Below are 17,404 nucleotides of genomic sequence, written 5' to 3'. Positions count from 1 at the left end.
TAGAACATTCGCTGTAATGGTGTCAGCCATGGGGCTGCTGTAAGATATCGATGGGGTAGTTCTCTCCAAGAAAGAGCGTGCATGGAACGCCGTCTTGCAGCCGTCCTGATTGCCGATGTCGTCGCCTATGGTCGCTTGAGCCAGATCGACGAAGAGGGCACGCGCATGCGTTTCCAAGCCGATCTGAAGGATGTGTTCGAGCCGACGATCGCGCAACATCACGGACGGCTGGTCAAGACCATGGGCGACGGCCTGCTGGTCGAATTCCAAAGCGTGGTCGATGCCTTGCGTTGCGCGGTGGACGTGCAGCAGCAGAAGGCAAAGCGGAACGCCGATGTACCGACCGACCAGCGCCTGGATTTTCGCATCGGCATCAATCTCGGCGACATCATCGTCGAGGGCGAGGACATCCACGGCGATGGTGTCAACATAGCGGATCGGATGCAGTCGCTCGCCGAATCCGGTGGAATTGCCATTTCCGGGATGGCCTATGATCAGGTGAAATCGAAGCTTCCGGTTGGTTTCGTTTCCCTCGGTGAACAGAAGGTCAAAAGCATCGCAGAGCCCGTCCGGGTCTATCGTGTCGTTCTCGATCCGGCGGCGGCGGTGGGCAAGACGGGTCGCGCTCGAAGAAACCTTGGCCGCCGGCGCATTGCAATCGCAGCGACGGCAGTGATTGTCCTTCTGTTGGCAGGGGCGACTGCCTGGTGGCAACCATGGACGTTCCTTCGTGGCCCGACGAGCGTCGAGCGCTTCGCCTATCCCCTGCCCGACAAGCCATCGGTTGCCGTTTTGCCCTTCATCAATGTCAGCGGCGATGCAGAACACGATCACCTTGCCGAGGGTTTGACAGATGACCTCATCACCGAATTGTCGAAGGTCTCAGGCCTTTTCGTGATTGCACGCCATTCCGTTTTCGCAGTCCAGAACACCGGCGGCAAGATACAGGACGTGGCCGCCGAACTTGGTGTCCACTATGTGCTGGAAGGGACGCTGCAGCGGGCAGGATCGCGATTGCGCATCAACGTCAAGCTGATCGACGCGCTCACCGGGCTTTCCCTCTGGGCCGAGCGTTATGATCGGCAATATACCGACCTCTTCGCCGTTCAGGACGATGTCATCGGCAAGATCATTGCGGCTCTTGCCGTCAAGCTGAGCGAGGGGGAACGAAACCAGCTGGCGCGAATCCCCACAGAGAATCTCGAAGCCTACGATTACTACATGAGGGCCGAGCAAGCGGGTCTCACCTTCAGCGACGTCGAGACCTATCGCGAGGCCCTATCCTACTATCAAAAAGCCATCGACCTCGATCCGGACTTTGCCGATGCGCATGCGGGAATCGCGCGCATCGCTGTCGACGTCTGGCGCAACGACTACAATATCCTCTGGTCGGCCGCGGTGGCACGAAAAATAGCCTATGACGCAGCCGGACAGGCGTTGAAGCTCGATCCGAACAATGCGCGGGCACATACAGTGCTTGCGCTCTTGCAACTGGTCGACGGCCGCGAGACGGAAGCAAGGGTTTCCGCAAACCGGGCCGTGCAGGCCCAGCCAAGCGATGCGGAAGCCTATGGCAACCTGGCCCTTATCCTCGCCCACTCCGGCAGCCATCAACAGGCGATGACCGAAATGGAGAAAGCATTGCGGCTCGATCCCTCGCCATCGCCAAGCTTTCAATTGCTTGCCGGAATCGTTTTCTACATCGCAGATGATAACGACCGAGCGATTTCCCTGATGGAAGCCGCGCGCGACGCCTTGCCCAGTGCAGAAGCGGCGCGCGAATTTCTGGCTGCGGCCTACATCGATCAAGACGAGCAGGCGCGCAGCCTGCAGGAAAAGACAAAACTGCTGGAGCTATTCCCGGAAAGCAATCTTACCTACTACAGCTATCTCTATGACTATTGGCGTGAGGATGACCTCCACCGCCATCTGGCCAGCCTGCGAAAAGCAGGAATCCCCGAGTGGCCCTTCGGATTTGAAGGCGCTGAAGCCGATCAAATTGCCGGCGAAGAGCTGAACAATCTAGTCAGCGACAAGACATGGACCGGCAAACACCGGAATGGCACGCAGTTCATCCAGTTTTTCGACAAAGCCGGCAATACCGCCTATCGCAGCGCCAATACGAATATCACTGGCACGGTCGAGATACAGGGGAACCGGCTGTGCGAGAAATTCCCGGGCTATTTCCTGGATCGCATGGTGTGCGGATATGTGTATCGCAATAAAACTCAAGAAGAGCCGGGCATGGCATACGTGCATGTCACGCCGCAGGCGCTGAAGTTCTTTTCGATTGGCCCCTGACTAAAACGCCGCGCCTTCGGATAGGAATGACAAAAGAAACCAGCCACTTAATTTGCGGGAGTGTGCTGCCAATCCTTGTGCATTTTCTCCGATATGAGGGTTTGCTGGACTTCGGACCAATGCTTTTGCGATTCGACGACCTTGGTCGGGTTCTTCTCTAAACCTTCAGCAGCGCCCGGATCGTAGCTTATATAGAGCTTGCCTTCGATGATCCGCCAGGCTTTCGGATCGACATTGGTGGTCACCGTCCCGAAGGAAACGCCGTCGGCGCAGTAGCCGCCATATTGCGGAGCATATTTGGCCGGATCACGCATGAACATGTCGCGATGCTCGGCGCTCGCGAAATACCAGGTGGCCCCAAGCCAATGGTGGGAATATTGCGGAGATCCCTCCACCGCCTGGTTTTGCGTGAAATAGGCGACGGGGTCATAACCCTTGATCGCAACATCGCCAAAATAGCCCATGTTGACGACGTCCTCAGCCGGAACGGGCTGAGCGAAGAGTAGCATCGCAACGGCGCCGATGGCCGCGATACTCCGGAATCCTTTGTTCCGATGATGATCAGACATGACAATCCTCCGATTTCGGGAAGCGGCATTCGCTGCATGAAGTCTCATTTTCGCTTCGTGCATTCGTCATAGAGCCACTGACCGACGAGATCGGCTCCCTGACAGGCGGCGCCCGCTTTCAATAACAGGTTCACCGCATCCCAATGGGAGCGCCATCCAGCCTGGGTCACCGGCGTGTAGCCGTTCCTTTCCTTTGCTTCGACGTCCGCCTTTTTTGTCAGCAGAAAGGCGATCACGTCCGCATGGCCTTCTTCCGCCGCCGCATGCAGCGCCGACATTCTGTAGAAGTTCTTTTCGTCGTTGACATCAGCGCCCTTGGCGACAAGCAGCTCCACGACCTCTAGATGTCCGCCATAGGCTGCCGCATGCAGCGCCGTCAGCCCCCCCTTGTTGCGAATCTCGATGTCGGATCCACGATCCAACAGGAGAACGACGACATCAGCATGTCCGGCAAGCGACGCAATCAGCAGGGGTGGCTCGCCCGCATTGTCCGGTTCCGATATGTCAGCTCCCTGGTTGAGAAGCTGTTTCACGCGCTCGACGTTCCCGTCTCTGGCAGCATCATGTAAAGGGCCGGCCGACGCGACGGAAAACCCGAACACGATACCGACAACGGAAGCCCAGAGAACATTCATCGCGCACCCCTCACCCCACCATTCCTGGTTCGCAAGCGCGAAACTGTATTTAAGCTATCACACATATAAATTGCGAACAAGAATTGCCCAGGCGCAGAGGCCGCATGTCTGAATGCAAAATTTCGGCTTAGCGCCCGCTGTGTCGCGGCGTCGCCGGCAAAAGAAAACCGGGTTTATCGAATCCGATGAAACGGATGCGACGAGCTCCCCGTCGCACCCGCTTCATGCCCCCCCTTGAACGAAGCTTTCGGCCTTTGACCACGATAGCGGCGCTGCGATCCAGACAGCTTCTATCTTCGGACCGGGCCTTGTCACAGCACCGATATTATACTTGCGAAGAGGCTAATTGCGGTATCCGGTTTAGTTTGTCGCCTCCCTGACAACCCGCCAGTTCGGCAGCCCATAGGGCTTCGGCCAAGGATAGAGCTCCTTGTCGTTGAAGTAGACCACGGCCGTCAGATTCGGAAATTCGGGATATCGCTTGGCAGCATTTTCAGCCCAGTTGCCAACGTATGTGGAGTCTCCTTCATAACCAAGTTCAGCCACAACGACGGGTTTAGCGAAACCCTGGACCAGCCGATATTTGGGCGCGAGCAATTGGGCAAACGTCCGGTCCGCGCCAAAATGATCCTTGTCGAACTTTTGCAGGCCGAACACCGAAAGGCCAATGACATCGACGACATCATTGCCGGGATAGAATGCGGCAAGACCGGGCTCGCCCTTGGGCGACCACATGTATTTCGCCGACTTATTATGTTCGCGGCACACGTCCACCATTCGCCGATAGGCAGCGACGTAGCTGCTGGGTTGCCAGTGCGCCCAGATGAACTGATTGTCGGTTTCGTCCATCTCTTGCGCCCAGCGGATGGTCACATCACTCTTCAGTGTGGCTGCCGTGGCGCAGACCGCAGCCATGTTGCTATCGTATCTGCCAGCCAGAATGCCTTCGAGCAGCTTCTCGGGAGACAATCGCCAGTCTGTCGACCAGGACCACGGTTCTATCGTAATCAGAAGCTTCCGCCCCCGTTTCTGGGCGTACTCGTCGGCGAGGGATAGCGTTGACAGATCGACATCTTCCCAGGGAAGGAAAAGATGCTCGATCTTTGAGTTCGGGTCGTCGCTGAAATCACCGTGAGGATCATAGGCGCCAAAGGTGAGTGAATCCGGACCGATCTTCGGCCGTTTGTCGGTAATCTGGCCGGCATGAACCGCCTCGCCGACCGGGATTCCGCGCGGTATGCTCGCCGCCAAAATTGTTCCCGTCGTCGCTAAAGTTGCAAATAGGGCGACCATTGCTGCCTTGGTTTTCTTGTTGTTCATTGGGTTTTCCTCCTGTCAACAACACATTGGCACCAGATGCCTGCTAGTCGTTTCCGATCCTCAAGATCGGATCTGATGGTTCTTCTTGTGCAAGGTTGATATTCGACGCGGCGGGCAACCAATGTGGCTTGAACGTCAGCCGTTGGAGGTCTTGCCTTCCAAGACCAGCCCCGGCCACCGCGTACCTCGTTTCATAAAGTCTCAATCGTCCAGTACCCCACGCCAGAGACGCCAATCCTTCCGGTCCGCGTTCAACGGTGGCAAAACCTGGAGCAGCGACGAGGCAGAGGAGGCTCGCGGCCATGACCGGCCGATACATCCGTGCTCGAATCCTGACGACATTTTCCCGAGCGTGCTGGATGACGATGATCAGCAACAGAAGGGTGTAGAGCACGGAATTGATAATTCCGAAGATATAGAAACCCCGCGTTTCAACAGCGTTGTCGACAAATAAAACCGGCAATACGGAAGCCAATGACAATAGACCGTAGGGCATCAAGACTCGCCAAGGCAGCGGATCCACTTCAGACGCACCTTTGGGTGTGATGCGAAAGTCGACATAGGAGTCCGTCATCCAGTCCCGGACGGCAGCGACTGTCCCAGCCAATGCCCAGGGCCAACGTGCGAAGAGGAAAAATATTGCCTCCCAGCTCAAGATCTTGGCATCGAACGGCCGGAACGAACCGGTGGCTCGCCAGCGATAGGCCAGCAGTGTCAAGGTGAAGGAAAGCGGCGCGAAATGGGCAACAAATTCGGGATAGGTCACCGCCGCAAAGTTCTGATGGCCGACAAGCGCCAGAATTGGCATGACGAACATCAAGGCCATGAACAATGCAAAAAGCGGATACCACAGCTGAGCGAACACAAATTGACACTTCAATTTCAGGGGCAGGCGCTGAATGTAAATCGGCGAGTATCGCAGGAGCAGCATGACAAGGCTGCGCGACCACTGAAACTCCTGGGTGATGAGATCCGTGAATGTGCGAGGGCCGTCACCATGCGCGATAGCATCAAGCGCATGCACACCACGCCAACCATGCGCATTCATCATCAATGTCGTCGAATGGTCCTCCGCAAGTTCCGGTCCCAGTCCCCCTATTTCCTTGAGGGCGATGGTGCGCACGGCATAGTGCGATCCGATGCAAAGAGGAGCGAGCCCGTAATTATAGCCGGCCTGGAGGGAACCATGCATGCTCGCCTCGGCGTAAAGCCGCCCGCGCGCAGCCCAGCTTTCCGACGCGTTGCGATCGCAGACGCTTGGTGCTGAGACGTAACCGACACGGGAATCGCCAAACGGGCGCAGCATTTCGCTGAGATAACCAGGTTCCGGGACGTGATCGGCGTCGAGCTGCACGACGAAATCGTAGCGGTCATAGCCATAATGATCGTAGAAAAAGGCGAGATTGCCCTCCTTGCATCGCGTGCGGCGCGGCCAAGTCGTCCGGTGATAATCCGGCCTGTTCTTTCGTGTTGAAACGAGGACGCCACGCTGTTGGCACCAGTTCAACGTCTCTGGGCTCGGATCTTCGTCGGCAAGCCATGTATCGTGCGGAAACGCTTGTTTCAGCATGGCTTCCAAGGTCATTGCCACGACAGAAAAAGGTTCGGACGGGGCTTTGGTCACGACCATGGCGACGCGGCTGCCTGCGGGCAGCCGCAGTGGTCCGGCGGGTTTCTGAGCGCGATAGAATATCGCAATGAAATAGGCCGGTAGAAGGGTCACCCAAGCTAGTATGGCGGTAACCAGAGTGAAGCGCCAAAACCCGATATAGTGCTCTGGCTTCAGCCACCAGGCCCAGAAATAGACGAGCATTGCCAGCCAGATCGCAGCACCGACAAGATATTCCTTTCGGTGGCGACCTTCGAGAACCGGGACCTGTGCCGGCTCAGTGGTATCCGGTGCGATTTTGTCTGCCACATCCGTCATGCCCGTGACTCCAGGCCAAAAAAGGGAGCCGCAGTCCGGATGATGGTGTCGATGTCGGAATATTCGGGCGAGAAGCCAAGCACCTCGCGCGCGAAGGCCGGATCAGCATAGAGAGCCGGCGGGTCGCCGGCTCGTCTTGGACGCATTTCAACCGGTACTTCGCGTCTGGTGACACGACCGATGGCCTTCAGGATTTCGCCTATCGACAAGCCATATCCGGTTCCGAGATTGACTGCGAGGTTCCGGCCACCGTTGATGAGGTGTTGAAGTGCCAGAACATGGGCGCGCGCCAGATCCGTCACGTGGATATAGTCGCGAACGCAGGTTCCATCTTCGGTGTCGTAGTCGTCGCCGAAGACAGAAAGGTGCGAGATTGCACCGCCGGCAGCGAGCAATGCTCTCGGAATGAGATGCGTCTCCGGCTCATGCCATTCGCCAAGTTCGCCGTCCGGATCCGCACCGCACGCGTTAAAGTACCGCAGCGCAACATATTTCAGGTCATAGGCAGTCGCATAATCCTGCAGCATCTGCTCGGCGATGAGCTTCGTTCTGCCGTATGGATTGATCGGTTGCTGCGAGGTCGTTTCAGTAATGGGCAGAGACTGCGGCGTCCCGTAGGTCGCGCAACTTGACGAGAAAATGATTTTGTCGATTTCGGCATGACGGCAGGCGTCCAAAAGGGATAGCGTGCCGCTGACGTTGTTCCTGTAATATTTCGCGGGGTCTTCGACGGACTCTCCGACATAGGCGGATGCGGCAAAATGCACGACCGCATCCGGCTTGTATTGGATGAGGGTCCGCGTCAAGCTGCTGGTGTCGAGGATGTCGCCGTACACGAATGGTCCCCAACGCACAGAAGAGCGATGTCCGGTGACCAGATTGTCAAAGACAACAGGCTCAACACCGTTTGAATGAAGGAGCTTGGCCGTGTGGCTGCCGATATATCCGGCGCCACCCGCTACCAGAACTTTTCGCTGTGGCATCACGCGGTCCCCACCCATTCATGTGCTTCCAGGGTCAGGAGGCGATCGAAATAGCAGATCGTCCTTTCCAGGCCGGTGGATAGAGGCACCAAGGGCTGCCAGCCCAGTTTGTGCTGTGCAAGCGATATATCGGGGCGGCGCTGCTGCGGATCATCTGTCGGCAGCGGCTTACGTATGGTCTTCGAGCTCGAGCCGGTCAGTTTGATCACCTGCTCGGCGAGTTCGAGAATGGTGAACTCGCCCGGATTCCCAAGGTTGACGGGCCCGGTGAATGACGGCTCGGTCGCCATCAACTGCTGAAAACCTTCGATGAGATCATCGACAAAGCAGAACGAGCGTGTCTGCGAGCCATCGCCGTAGATCGTTATGTCCTGACCCTTCAGCGCTTGCACGATGAAGTTGGATACGACACGGCCATCGTCGGGACGCATATTGGGGCCGTAAGTATTGAAGATTCGAGCGACCTTGATCTCGACGTCGTACCTTTGATGAAAATCAAAGAACAATGTTTCGGCGCTGCGCTTGCCCTCGTCGTAACAGGATCGCGGGCCAAACGGGTTCACATTCCCCCAATAACCTTCAACCTGGGGATGCACAAGAGGGTCGCCGTATACTTCCGACGTCGAAGCCTGGAAGATGCGGGCACCGGTGCATGCAGCCAGTTCCAGCAAATTGAGTGCACCGAAGACAGAGGTCTTCATCGTATGCACGGGATCGGCCTGGTAGTGAGGCGGCGATGCCGGGCAAGCGAGATTGTAGATCTCATCGACCTCGATATCGATTGGATCAACGACGTCGTGCCTTATGACGCTGAAGCGCTGGTAGTCCCGCAGATGGCTGATATTGCGTTCCAGTCCCGTTGAAAAATTGTCAACGCAGATGACCGTGTGCCCCAATTTGAGGAGGCGTTCGCAAAGATGCGACCCAAGAAAACCAGCGCCGCCGGCGACTAGAATGTGCCGAGCCTGTTGTTTTGAGCGGATGACACCTATCTCGCTAATGAGCGTATCAGTACTAATGCGGTTGTTTATCGGACGCATGACTTTCATCGATCTAACCCCAAAGTCTGCCTGTTCTTTGCCGGTTGAAAGCACACTTGTGGTGTGCCAAACCGGGCCAAAGCGTTGTATTCGGCGTTGTTATTATTGTTTTTTTATACTTGCCTAATTTCTAACTGTCGTTAGACGCGAATCCTGAAACTTGCCGTAGCGTCCATATTTGCGACAGCATGTCTTGCCGATCGCGATTTTCGGGATCGGCATGTGGTCACGGTCCTATTCGGGGAAAGTCTGGTTATCTCGCTTCGATGATCGACGCGGTCAGCTAACGGTCGCAGCCGCTTTCGCGGCTACGCGTGCCAAGTCTTGACTGCAGATGCTCTGCATCAATGTCCGAGGGAATTAAGCCAGTTGCCAAATGGATTTGAGCTATCTTTCATGTGCACGGGTGAAACTGCCCGTGCGAGAAAGGGCGGAGCTGCAATATTTCGAGCTTCGCGAGGCGTATAACCAAATTCCTTGCTGAACGCTCGGCTGAAGTGAGCCGCGGAGGTAAACCCGACAGCGGTGGCGATCTCCAAAATTTGCTGCCGGTTAACGCTGTCGCTTAGCGCAACATGTGCTGAAAAAAGGCGGCGCTTTTGTATATAATGCAGGACGCCACCGCTCGACTCGAACAATTGGTAAAGTCGAGTGCGCGAAATCCCGAGTTCGCGGCATATTGTATCCGGCGTGAGATTTTGTGAGCTCAAATTGCGCTGGACGAAGCGGCGTACACGCTCCATCAGGGCTAAGTTACTTTGTGGTTTTTCAGGATCAGTGTTTCCCGTCGGTGACGAAAGACATGTCACCAGCATATCGCGCGTTGTTTGGACGACACGGGGCAGATCCGGCGCAGTCATGCTGGTCAGCTTCGTCTCGATGCTACCTAGGTAGTCGATCAAGAGGTTAATGTAGGTATCGGAAAATACCATATTATTCTTGATGTCGTTGACCACAGCCGTGTCCAAAAACAATTCCCGCGGCATGTAAAAGGAAAGACTTTGTGTGTCAGTGGCTCTTCCTCTAAACGGATGGCCGAGCGACCTTAGCTCCACCTTTCCGGGCCCACCCTCCGATACCTTACCATCGAACTCTGTCCAGCTTCGGCCGGTGCGCAGCAACACGATATGCCAATGATCGATTGAATTTGACCGCAGCTTGGCCGCCGAACGCGCGTAAGAATGTGCGGGTACCGATTGCTGGACGACGAGCATGCTGCCAAGATTCCAGGCCGTATGATCGGCGGGGAAGCCGGCTTCCGCCGATACGCCGTCCGGCAATCTGACATCGATGAGAGGCGCCAAATACGCTTGCCAGGCCGCGAACTGATCGCTCAATGCCAAATCGCGCGTCGAAAACCGGAGAGGTTCCAAGGCCGGCGGCAAAGGTGGATTTGCGTCAAGACCAGTGTCCGATGACCGCGGCCAACGTCGGCGTTCGACCTGCGAAATCGGGTGCGCATTTAGCTGCCCGTCATTTTGTCTTTCGACGGGAACTGGTGGGGAATGCCCATTCTGTGGTGAGTCCGGCAATATTTCCTCGCAGCACTCGGAAAGCCATTTGTACCACTCAAGGTGTTTTTCAGCAAACGATTTAAAACCAGATCGTTTATGATGGATAAGGCATGGATCTGTTCAATCTGGCGGCGAATTACAACGCCGTCCCCGGCGTCAGTGACGTTTCGCAACTGAGCCGTTTTCGTTCGATTGACGCCCGCAATCCCACTGCTGGGAAAAGGAACCGGACATGGTCGCAAAAATCGGGCGCTTGCAAGATCAACCACAAGCTGCTCAAATCGGCAAACAGACGGCTCAGAAACGACAATTCTTCCAGGGCTAATCACTCGCAAATCATTTGCCGACGGACATCCAGCAGACAGGAGGAAACCAATGACTGTATTCCGAACGCTGTTACTATCGTGCATCCTTGGTGCGATCAGCACATCTGCTTTTGCCGCCAGCGCTCCACAAAATAAGATGACAAAGCCCCCAGCTATGTCAGTACCACTGACCACTGAGCGCGTGTTTCAGCTCTATTATAATCGTACCTGGATCTGGAAGGACGGCGCCGGCTATTTTGCAGCGAAACAACGCGATTTTAGGGCGTGGTCTGGCGAAGGAACGGGTTCATACGGCGTTGGCCATTGGTTTGTAACGGACCCCGGTAGGCTCTGTTTCCGGGCCACATGGTACGCGAAGACAGGAAAAGCGTTAGCATTGACGTGTTTCAGCCATCGAAAGAAAGGCAACGTCATATTCCAGAAGCGCGATCCGAACGGAGATTGGTATCCATTCAAAACAACGCCGGCCAACGTCGATGATGAATACCGAAAGTTGCGCCCTGGGGACTACGCCACCGCCGGATACAATCGCATGCGGGCAAAACTGAAGCGAGAAAAGTAGATCGGCTATTCCTGCAAAGGCATTTCCTGGTTGACGAGGCCAACTGCGTATGTGCCCACTTAAGCGGCTGATAATACGGGTTCGTATGTCTGTACTTGTCTCGAATCCAACCCAGCGCTGATGACGTTGAGATGAGGGAAGCCCCTCATCTTAAAAAGCATCTTGATGTGTGCCCAAATCCGCTCGGTGTGCAAATATATGGCGCCGCACCGAGATAGATTGGCTTTACAAATTTTGCAGGTGTCGTGTTTTTGCTCTTAACTATTTTCTTTTTTATATCAGCGGGCTTCATAGCAGTTTGATATCCCCGCTCTGCCGAGATCGATTGCGCGGCTGCCATTTCTATTGGCACGGCTGCGCAAACGACGACGATCAAAGCGGCCTTCATTATCTCCCACATCCCAGACGACTCCCAGAATTCGACAGGTGAGTGTTCTAGTACAAGATGTCTTTCAGGGCGTTTAACGAATAGACGCAATTCTAAGATTCGGTTCCGAAGGCTCGAGACGCAACAACGCTATGATGTGATTGTGAAATTTAAAAACTTGAAATGACGTGATGGACCAGGGCCACATCAATGCCGTTACGGCAATTCAAGTTGCGCTGGCTATTCCCAAAAAAGCGACCTTAGGCTGTGACTCACACTCTATCACGGGAAAATTCGACATCGCATTAGCGCGGGCCAGCCGGCACTATTGGGAAGTATTGTTCCAGTATCGACAATACGCCACGCAAGCGCCTCGGCTGTGGAACATCCGCGGAAGTCTTTCTCCATAAATTCTCGCACAAATGCAGCCTTAGGGATAGCCTCTGAACGATCTGCAGGCTGCTCCTCGCCATGGACTCACAGGCATGGGCGGTGTTTGCCCGAAGTTGGCTATCCCACAAGACGGGCTACAACTGTCCATCGGAAGAAGGATAAACGCGCTCAATGGATGAGATTCTACGTTTCATCAAGCACAACAACATGCCGATTTAGAAAATTTCTTGCGTGCTCAGCGTTACGGTGTAAAATATTAGAAGCGCCTAAAAAAATACCGGGCAAGGCGGCAAATACTACATTCACATTACATTCTTGCTTCAGATCTTGAAGAGGATGTTCTTTGCGCGCATCGAACTATAATGGTTCGAGCTTTGCGCCGTGGCGATGTATGTCTAGCCTAGTTCTTGGATGCATCTGAAAGATTTGACGTTGGAGGGGACGCCATGAAAGCGCGATCGAAGACAGAGAACTATGAATTGAGAGCCGCCAAGGGTGCAAACGAGTCATTCTTGTCGACCATCTATACCGGACCAGAGGATACATTTGCGTCGCTGGCGGACAGGACGGGCACGTCGCGGGAATTTTTGACCGGCCTTAATCCTCATATCAAATCTTTGGAGGAGCTTGAACCGGGCATTCCGTTGGATGTTCCGCTCCCCACACGCCATGGTTTAATCCGGAGTACCGGATCGAGCGCATATGATATCGCCAAGCGAGAGAAGGCGCTTGGCGTCAGTGAGATTTCCACCCCGGGTGTCGATAACCCACGCATCAGGCTCTACCATTCCACAACGCACGGCGGAGCGATGCCGGATGAGGTGTCCTGGTGCTCATCTTTCGTCAACTATTGCGTCGAACAAGCCGGCGGAGCGGGGACTGACAGCAAGGCGGCTCGTTCTTGGCTTGATTGGGGACGCAGCGTGAGCCGCGGCGATTGGCGGGAAGGGGATATCGTTGTGTTTTGGCGAGAAGCGCCAAACTCCTGGAAAGGCCATGTGGCGTTTCTGGTAACGTGGGATGGCGAAAGACCATTTGTACTCGGGGGCAATCAGGGCAACAAGATCTGTGTCGACGACCCATATCCGTTCAGCCAGATCCTTTCCGTCCGACGAGCGCATTAACCAACAGACTTTAAACGCCGGCCGCTCAACGGCGTGCCGCGAGGCGCGCGAAATGGCGCCCATGCGCGTTTCTTTCGAACGCTTGCGACGCGGACGCGGTAATGCGCGTGGATTCCGGATGGCGAACGAGCTCCGTCCGACTGGGATCGGGAAGCTCGCGCAATTCTCGCAGATTCCAACCGCAACATCCTGATTTTTATCAATAGCTGGCGCAGGGAATCAAAGTTGTCTTTTTGAAGAGGGGGCGAAAATGGCGAGGCGAGCAGTAAAGGCCGTGACACGAAAACTGGACGCGCTGCCGGATACCGTGGATTTTAGAGATGTAATCTTTGTTCCAACTCTCATTCGCGTTCTGCCCGAGACCGATCTGAAGGGCTACCGAGCCCTGAAAATTCCGGTTCTCGATCAAGGTACAGAAGGTGCCTGCACGGGCTTCGGCTTGGCGACCGTTGCAAATTACCTTCTTCGGGCTCGGGGAAAATGCCCCGACGCCGACGAGGTCAGCGCCTGGATGCTGTACACAATGGCGAAGCGTTACGACGAATGGCCGGGCGAAAACTATGACGGCTCAAGCGCGCGAGGGGCCATGAAAGGCTGGTTCAAACATGGACTGTGCGCCTACTCATTGTGGAACGAACGTGCGCCCGACCTGACACTTGAGGATAAACGTTCTGCCGACGCGCTGGCACGGCCCCTGGGAGCCTATTTCCGAGTCAATCACAAAGACCTGGTCTCCATGCACGCTGCCATTAGCGAGACAGGAATCCTTTACGCGACAGCGAACGTTCACGAAGGGTGGCAGCAGGTCAAAAAAGGCACAAAATTCATCGAATACCGCGACGGCTCGATCGGAGGGCACGCGTTCGCGATTGTCGGCTACGATCGCCGAGGGTTCTGGATTCAGAACAGCTGGGGTGAGACCTGGGGCGAGGGTGGACTTGCAAATCTTTCATACTCGGATTGGTTGGCGAACGGCACGGATGTTTGGGTGGCCTCGCTGGGCGCGCCAGTGGACCTCGCGTCACCGAATGCAACGGCGAACATGCGGTCGGATGCTCCGCGCAGTTATGAGAGTCAGATCTATGCCGACCTCCGCCCCTATGTCGTGACCTCCAAGAACAATGGCATTCTCGATGACAAGGGTACCTATGGGCTGACGCCGGCGGCACTCGAATCTCTCGTCAAACAGCGAATGCTGAAAACGATGGCTAGCTGGAAAAAGAAGCGCGTCTTGCTGTATGCCCACGGAGGGCTTGTCGGACAAGATGCAGCAATCCAGACGGTCTCCAGCAATCTGGCACCCCTCCTTAGCTCCGAAGTCTACCCCCTTTCCTTCATCTGGCGTTCGGATGCATGGAACACGATCGAAGACATTCTTGGTGATGCCATCGGAAGCCGGCGCGACGAGGCCTTCCTGGATGATGCGAAGGATTTCATGCTGGACCGCCTCGACGATACCCTTGAGGTCGTCGCGCGAAATCTCGGAGGAAAAGACCTCTGGGACGAGATGAAGGAAAACGCACTCGCCGCCTCGTCCAATAGCGAAGGCTCTGCCAAACTCGTGAGCGATCATCTGATCGATCTCGCCAAACAAAAGGCCATTGACGAGATTCACATGGTCGGGCACAGCGCGGGTTCGATATTCCTGGCCCCCATCGTAGAAAAACTCGCCGCCAACAAGGTGCGGATCGATAGCGTCAGCCTATGGGCGCCCGCTTGTACCATGGAGCTCTTCGAGACCATCTATAGACCGGCGATCAACGCGAAAGCCATTCAGAGTTTCGACCTGTACACGATGGATGACGCCACGGAGCAGGACGACGACTGTGCCCGCATCTACCACAAGTCTCTCCTTTACCTCGTCAGCAATGCATTTGAGCAATACCCACGCATTCCCACCATCCCGGAGCGAGGTGGTGTGCCCCTACTCGGCTTGGCTCGGGACGTCGTCCGGTCTCCCTTGAGCCAGCTCTTCAATAAGAAGAACCTTCGGTGGCTTATCGCACCTGGCCCCGCGACGAATGCAAGACATCATGGAGACTTCGATAATGACAAGACAACATTGCTTTCCACTCTCGAGCGAATAATTGGAAGCAGCGTGTCGGACGCCACGGCTGTTCTCGCGAGCCGCAAGCCGCTCAAATCAAACACTGAAAAAAGAAGCTTCCGAAGACGCCTCGATCGAACACTTTTGGCGAGCCAGGGGCTCAACAGATAGTGAGACCGGGGTTTCCCGGAGCTATGGCCAGATACCGGAGCATGCAAAAATGGCATGCTCCGGTTGCTGCTTTTACTTCTGAATGCAGGTATCGACGGTATCCTTCGTGCATTCGTCGAGCCCGGTGAAGACCGGATCTTCGACCGGCTTTCCGGCGATCAGATCCATCATAACGGTCGGCGCCTTGTAGCCCATCTCGAACGGCCTCTGGCCGACGAGTGCCGTCACCAGGCCTTCCCTGGCAATCGCGACCTCGTCGCCGATCGTGTCAGCGGCGCCAATCACGAACTCGTTCTTGCCGATTTTGTCGGCCATTGGCTTGAACAGGTCACGATAGGGCTGCGGCGCGCCGAACAGCGGCCAGCCACCCATGATGCCGAAGGCGTCGAGGCTGGGATTTGCAGCCAGGATATCGGTCATCGCCTGGACCCCCTTGGCGCCGTCATCATTGGTGAAGACCGGGCAACCTGCGACTTCCGTCCAGCCGCCCTCGCCCTTCAGCGCGGTTAGGCCTTTCTGGCCGGTGAGCGTATCACGCATACCCTGTGCACGACGCAGGATGTTGTCGGCGCCCGGATTGCCTTCGATCGTGCAAATCTTGCCGCCGTTCGGCTTGGCCTTCTTGATGTACTCACCGATGCGCGCACCCATCAGGTAGTTGTCGGTTCCAAGGTAGGTCTTGCGCAGCGCTGCGTCCTCTGCAGCCAGGTCTGCATCAAGGGTCATGACCGGGACCTTCGGATTGGCCGTCTTCAGCGTCTGGGCGATGAGCTTGGCATTCGACGGCGATATGGCTATGGCTGCCGTTTCGGCCTTGCCCAACATGTCCTGAACGATCTGCGCCTCGCCGGCCTCATCGGAGGTCGAGGCGGGACCAGTGTAGAAGCACTCGTATTCGGAATTCGGGTTTTCCTTGTTCCACTTCTGGCAACCCTGATTGATTGCCTCGAAGAACGGATTGTCCAGGCCCTTCACGACAATGACAAGCTGTTTCTTGGCCGCCAAGGCTTGTCCGGCCGTGAGCGCGAGTACCGCGACTGTAAGCAATAATGCCTTCCTCATAGCTTCCTCCCTTTGAAAGGACGGGCCCCACTGCCCGCCACATGATCAACCCGGATACCAGACGATGCGCGGATCCTCCTCCGAACGCTCGTATCCCCAGGCCGAGTCGATAAGCATTTTCAGATCGTAGACGGGGCTCCAGTTAAGCAGGTACTTGGCCTTGCTATTGTCCATCCAATTCGAATGGAACTGGCTCGCGATATCGATGGAACGCAGACCACGCGTGCGGGCGAGATAGGCTGCCACTTCGCCGTAGTCGACCGGACGATCCATGCAGATGTTGAAAAGCTGACCCTTCGCGCGTCGATTGTCGATGGCCGAAAGGATCGCCGAGACAAGGTCTTCGACGTGAACGAAATTGCGCTTCAACGGCCGCCCGTCCGCGTCGCGTAGCAACGGAACCGTGCCGTCGTTGGCATAGCGCTCCGCATCGGCCTGGGGGACAAGCGTTTTCCAGTCAGGCCCGCCGAAGACGTCGTTGCCGAATGAAAGTGTGAATCGGAAGTCATCCTTTTCCATGATCCAGGGTGCGCGCAGGCAGCAGCCGTTGAGGCCGTACTGCATACCGAATTGCTCAAGCATCACCTCCTCCAGCACTTTCGAAAGCGCGTAGCATCCGGGATAGGCCCGGTGCGGCGTGGCTTCTGTCATGGGCGCCTCGTGGCGGTAGTAGAAATGGCCGATAGCGGCGTCGCCGCCGATGAGGATGAACTGCCGCGCAGTGGGGCTCGTCCTGAAATCCTCCAGCAGCCAGAAGAGTCCCTTGACCGTGACGTCCATGACGTCGGCAGGCGTTTCCTTGCATGTGGCGAGATGCACGACGTGAGTGACACCGGCAAGCGCCTTGGCAACCGTTTCCCGATCGGCGATCGAGCCTCGTATGACCTCGATCCGGTCCGTTTCACGACACACGCGATTATGGCAAAGCGCGCGTATGCGCGCCTTTGAAAATCTCGGATCGTCGAGCAGCCCAGCGATGAAGCACTGCCCGACCTTGCCCGTTGCCCCAGTGACAAGGATCAGCATGCCTTCCTCCACCAATAGCTAATATACAGACACCTGC

The 17,404-nt window shown here is 56.0% G+C and carries 13 protein-coding genes; 4 read left to right on the top strand and 9 right to left on the bottom strand.

The window, feature by feature from the left end:
* Positions 1-81: 81 nt before the first annotated feature.
* The gene (locus FHT86_RS14630) at positions 82-2,301 is read left to right on the top strand and encodes an adenylate/guanylate cyclase domain-containing protein (protein ID WP_133707523.1); all 2,220 of its coding nucleotides are present in this window, start codon (positions 82-84) and stop codon (positions 2,299-2,301) included.
* 47 nt (positions 2,302-2,348) lie between these two features.
* Here FHT86_RS14630 and FHT86_RS14625 read toward each other — a convergent pair whose 3' ends face one another.
* The 7 genes from FHT86_RS14625 to FHT86_RS14595 form a co-directional block, all read right to left on the bottom strand.
* Positions 2,349-2,870, bottom strand: coding sequence for a YHS domain-containing (seleno)protein (locus tag FHT86_RS14625; protein ID WP_133707522.1), 522 nt, complete (start codon positions 2,868-2,870; stop codon positions 2,349-2,351).
* Positions 2,871-2,914: 44 nt separating this feature from the next.
* The gene (locus FHT86_RS14620; RefSeq protein ID WP_133707521.1) at positions 2,915-3,505 is read right to left on the bottom strand and encodes an ankyrin repeat domain-containing protein; all 591 of its coding nucleotides are present in this window, start codon (positions 3,503-3,505) and stop codon (positions 2,915-2,917) included.
* Between the two features lie 360 nt (positions 3,506-3,865).
* Positions 3,866-4,825 carry a glycoside hydrolase family 26 protein gene (locus FHT86_RS14615; protein WP_133707520.1) on the bottom strand — a complete coding sequence of 320 codons (960 nt, stop codon included), beginning with the start codon at positions 4,823-4,825 and terminating at the stop codon, positions 3,866-3,868.
* 43 nt (positions 4,826-4,868) lie between these two features.
* Positions 4,869-6,752, bottom strand: coding sequence for a glycosyltransferase family 2 protein (locus FHT86_RS14610; RefSeq protein WP_133707519.1), 1,884 nt, complete (start codon positions 6,750-6,752; stop codon positions 4,869-4,871).
* Complete coding sequence (gene galE, locus FHT86_RS14605) at positions 6,749-7,735, bottom strand: UDP-glucose 4-epimerase GalE (protein WP_133707518.1); 987 nt, start codon at positions 7,733-7,735, stop codon at positions 6,749-6,751. Before galE ends, FHT86_RS14610 begins: the two co-directional genes overlap by 4 nt.
* Complete coding sequence (locus FHT86_RS14600) at positions 7,735-8,784, bottom strand: UDP-glucuronic acid decarboxylase family protein (protein ID WP_409527589.1); 1,050 nt, start codon at positions 8,782-8,784, stop codon at positions 7,735-7,737. The genes galE and FHT86_RS14600 overlap by 1 nt, the downstream gene beginning before the upstream one ends.
* Positions 8,785-9,119: 335 nt before the next feature.
* On the bottom strand, positions 9,120-10,226 hold the full coding sequence (locus FHT86_RS14595; RefSeq protein ID WP_133707871.1) for a helix-turn-helix domain-containing protein: 1,107 nt from the start codon (positions 10,224-10,226) through the stop codon (positions 9,120-9,122).
* A gap of 438 nt (positions 10,227-10,664) precedes the next feature.
* Between FHT86_RS14595 and FHT86_RS14590 the strand changes: the two genes are divergently transcribed.
* The 3 genes from FHT86_RS14590 (at position 10,665) to FHT86_RS14580 (ending at position 15,279) form a co-directional block, all read left to right on the top strand.
* Complete coding sequence (locus FHT86_RS14590; RefSeq protein ID WP_133707517.1) at positions 10,665-11,177, top strand: DUF995 domain-containing protein; 513 nt, start codon at positions 10,665-10,667, stop codon at positions 11,175-11,177.
* Positions 11,178-12,383: 1,206 nt separating this feature from the next.
* The gene (locus FHT86_RS14585; RefSeq protein ID WP_133707515.1) at positions 12,384-13,061 is read left to right on the top strand and encodes a TIGR02594 family protein; all 678 of its coding nucleotides are present in this window, start codon (positions 12,384-12,386) and stop codon (positions 13,059-13,061) included.
* A gap of 274 nt (positions 13,062-13,335) precedes the next feature.
* Positions 13,336-15,279 (top strand): C1 family peptidase, encoded by a 1,944-nt coding sequence (locus tag FHT86_RS14580; protein WP_312862338.1) that lies wholly within the window; start codon positions 13,336-13,338, stop codon positions 15,277-15,279.
* Between the two features lie 72 nt (positions 15,280-15,351).
* Here FHT86_RS14580 and FHT86_RS14575 read toward each other — a convergent pair whose 3' ends face one another.
* A complete protein-coding gene (locus FHT86_RS14575) occupies positions 15,352-16,341 on the bottom strand; it encodes a substrate-binding domain-containing protein (protein ID WP_133707513.1) in 990 nt (329 codons plus the stop codon).
* A gap of 45 nt (positions 16,342-16,386) precedes the next feature.
* Positions 16,387-17,367 carry an NAD-dependent epimerase/dehydratase family protein gene (locus tag FHT86_RS14570; RefSeq protein ID WP_133707512.1) on the bottom strand — a complete coding sequence of 327 codons (981 nt, stop codon included), beginning with the start codon at positions 17,365-17,367 and terminating at the stop codon, positions 16,387-16,389.
* Positions 17,368-17,404 lie beyond the last annotated feature (37 nt).

It is taken from the genome of Rhizobium sp. BK313 (genome assembly GCF_014193655.1).
In the GTDB taxonomy this organism is placed as follows: domain Bacteria; phylum Pseudomonadota; class Alphaproteobacteria; order Rhizobiales; family Rhizobiaceae; genus Rhizobium.
This window is presented reverse-complemented; position numbering and strand designations above follow the sequence as displayed.

Bases quoted from the DNA above. Each gene is read 5' to 3' on its own strand.
- FHT86_RS14600 (WP_409527589.1), bottom strand. From the start codon at position 8,784: ATGAAAGTCATGCGTCCGATAAACAACCGCATTAGTACTGATACGCTC.
- FHT86_RS14615 (WP_133707520.1), bottom strand. From the start codon at position 4,825: ATGAACAACAAGAAAACCAAGGCAGCAATGGTCGCCCTATTTGCAACT.
- galE (WP_133707518.1), bottom strand. From the start codon at position 7,735: ATGCCACAGCGAAAAGTTCTGGTAGCGGGTGGCGCCGGATATATCGGC.
- FHT86_RS14590 (WP_133707517.1), top strand. From the start codon at position 10,665: ATGACTGTATTCCGAACGCTGTTACTATCGTGCATCCTTGGTGCGATC.
- FHT86_RS14610 (WP_133707519.1), bottom strand. From the start codon at position 6,752: ATGACGGATGTGGCAGACAAAATCGCACCGGATACCACTGAGCCGGCA.
- FHT86_RS14625 (WP_133707522.1), bottom strand. From the start codon at position 2,870: ATGTCTGATCATCATCGGAACAAAGGATTCCGGAGTATCGCGGCCATC.
- FHT86_RS14570 (WP_133707512.1), bottom strand. From the start codon at position 17,367: ATGCTGATCCTTGTCACTGGGGCAACGGGCAAGGTCGGGCAGTGCTTC.
- FHT86_RS14630 (WP_133707523.1), top strand. From the start codon at position 82: ATGGAACGCCGTCTTGCAGCCGTCCTGATTGCCGATGTCGTCGCCTAT.
- FHT86_RS14620 (WP_133707521.1), bottom strand. From the start codon at position 3,505: ATGAATGTTCTCTGGGCTTCCGTTGTCGGTATCGTGTTCGGGTTTTCC.
- FHT86_RS14585 (WP_133707515.1), top strand. From the start codon at position 12,384: ATGAAAGCGCGATCGAAGACAGAGAACTATGAATTGAGAGCCGCCAAG.
- FHT86_RS14575 (WP_133707513.1), bottom strand. From the start codon at position 16,341: ATGAGGAAGGCATTATTGCTTACAGTCGCGGTACTCGCGCTCACGGCC.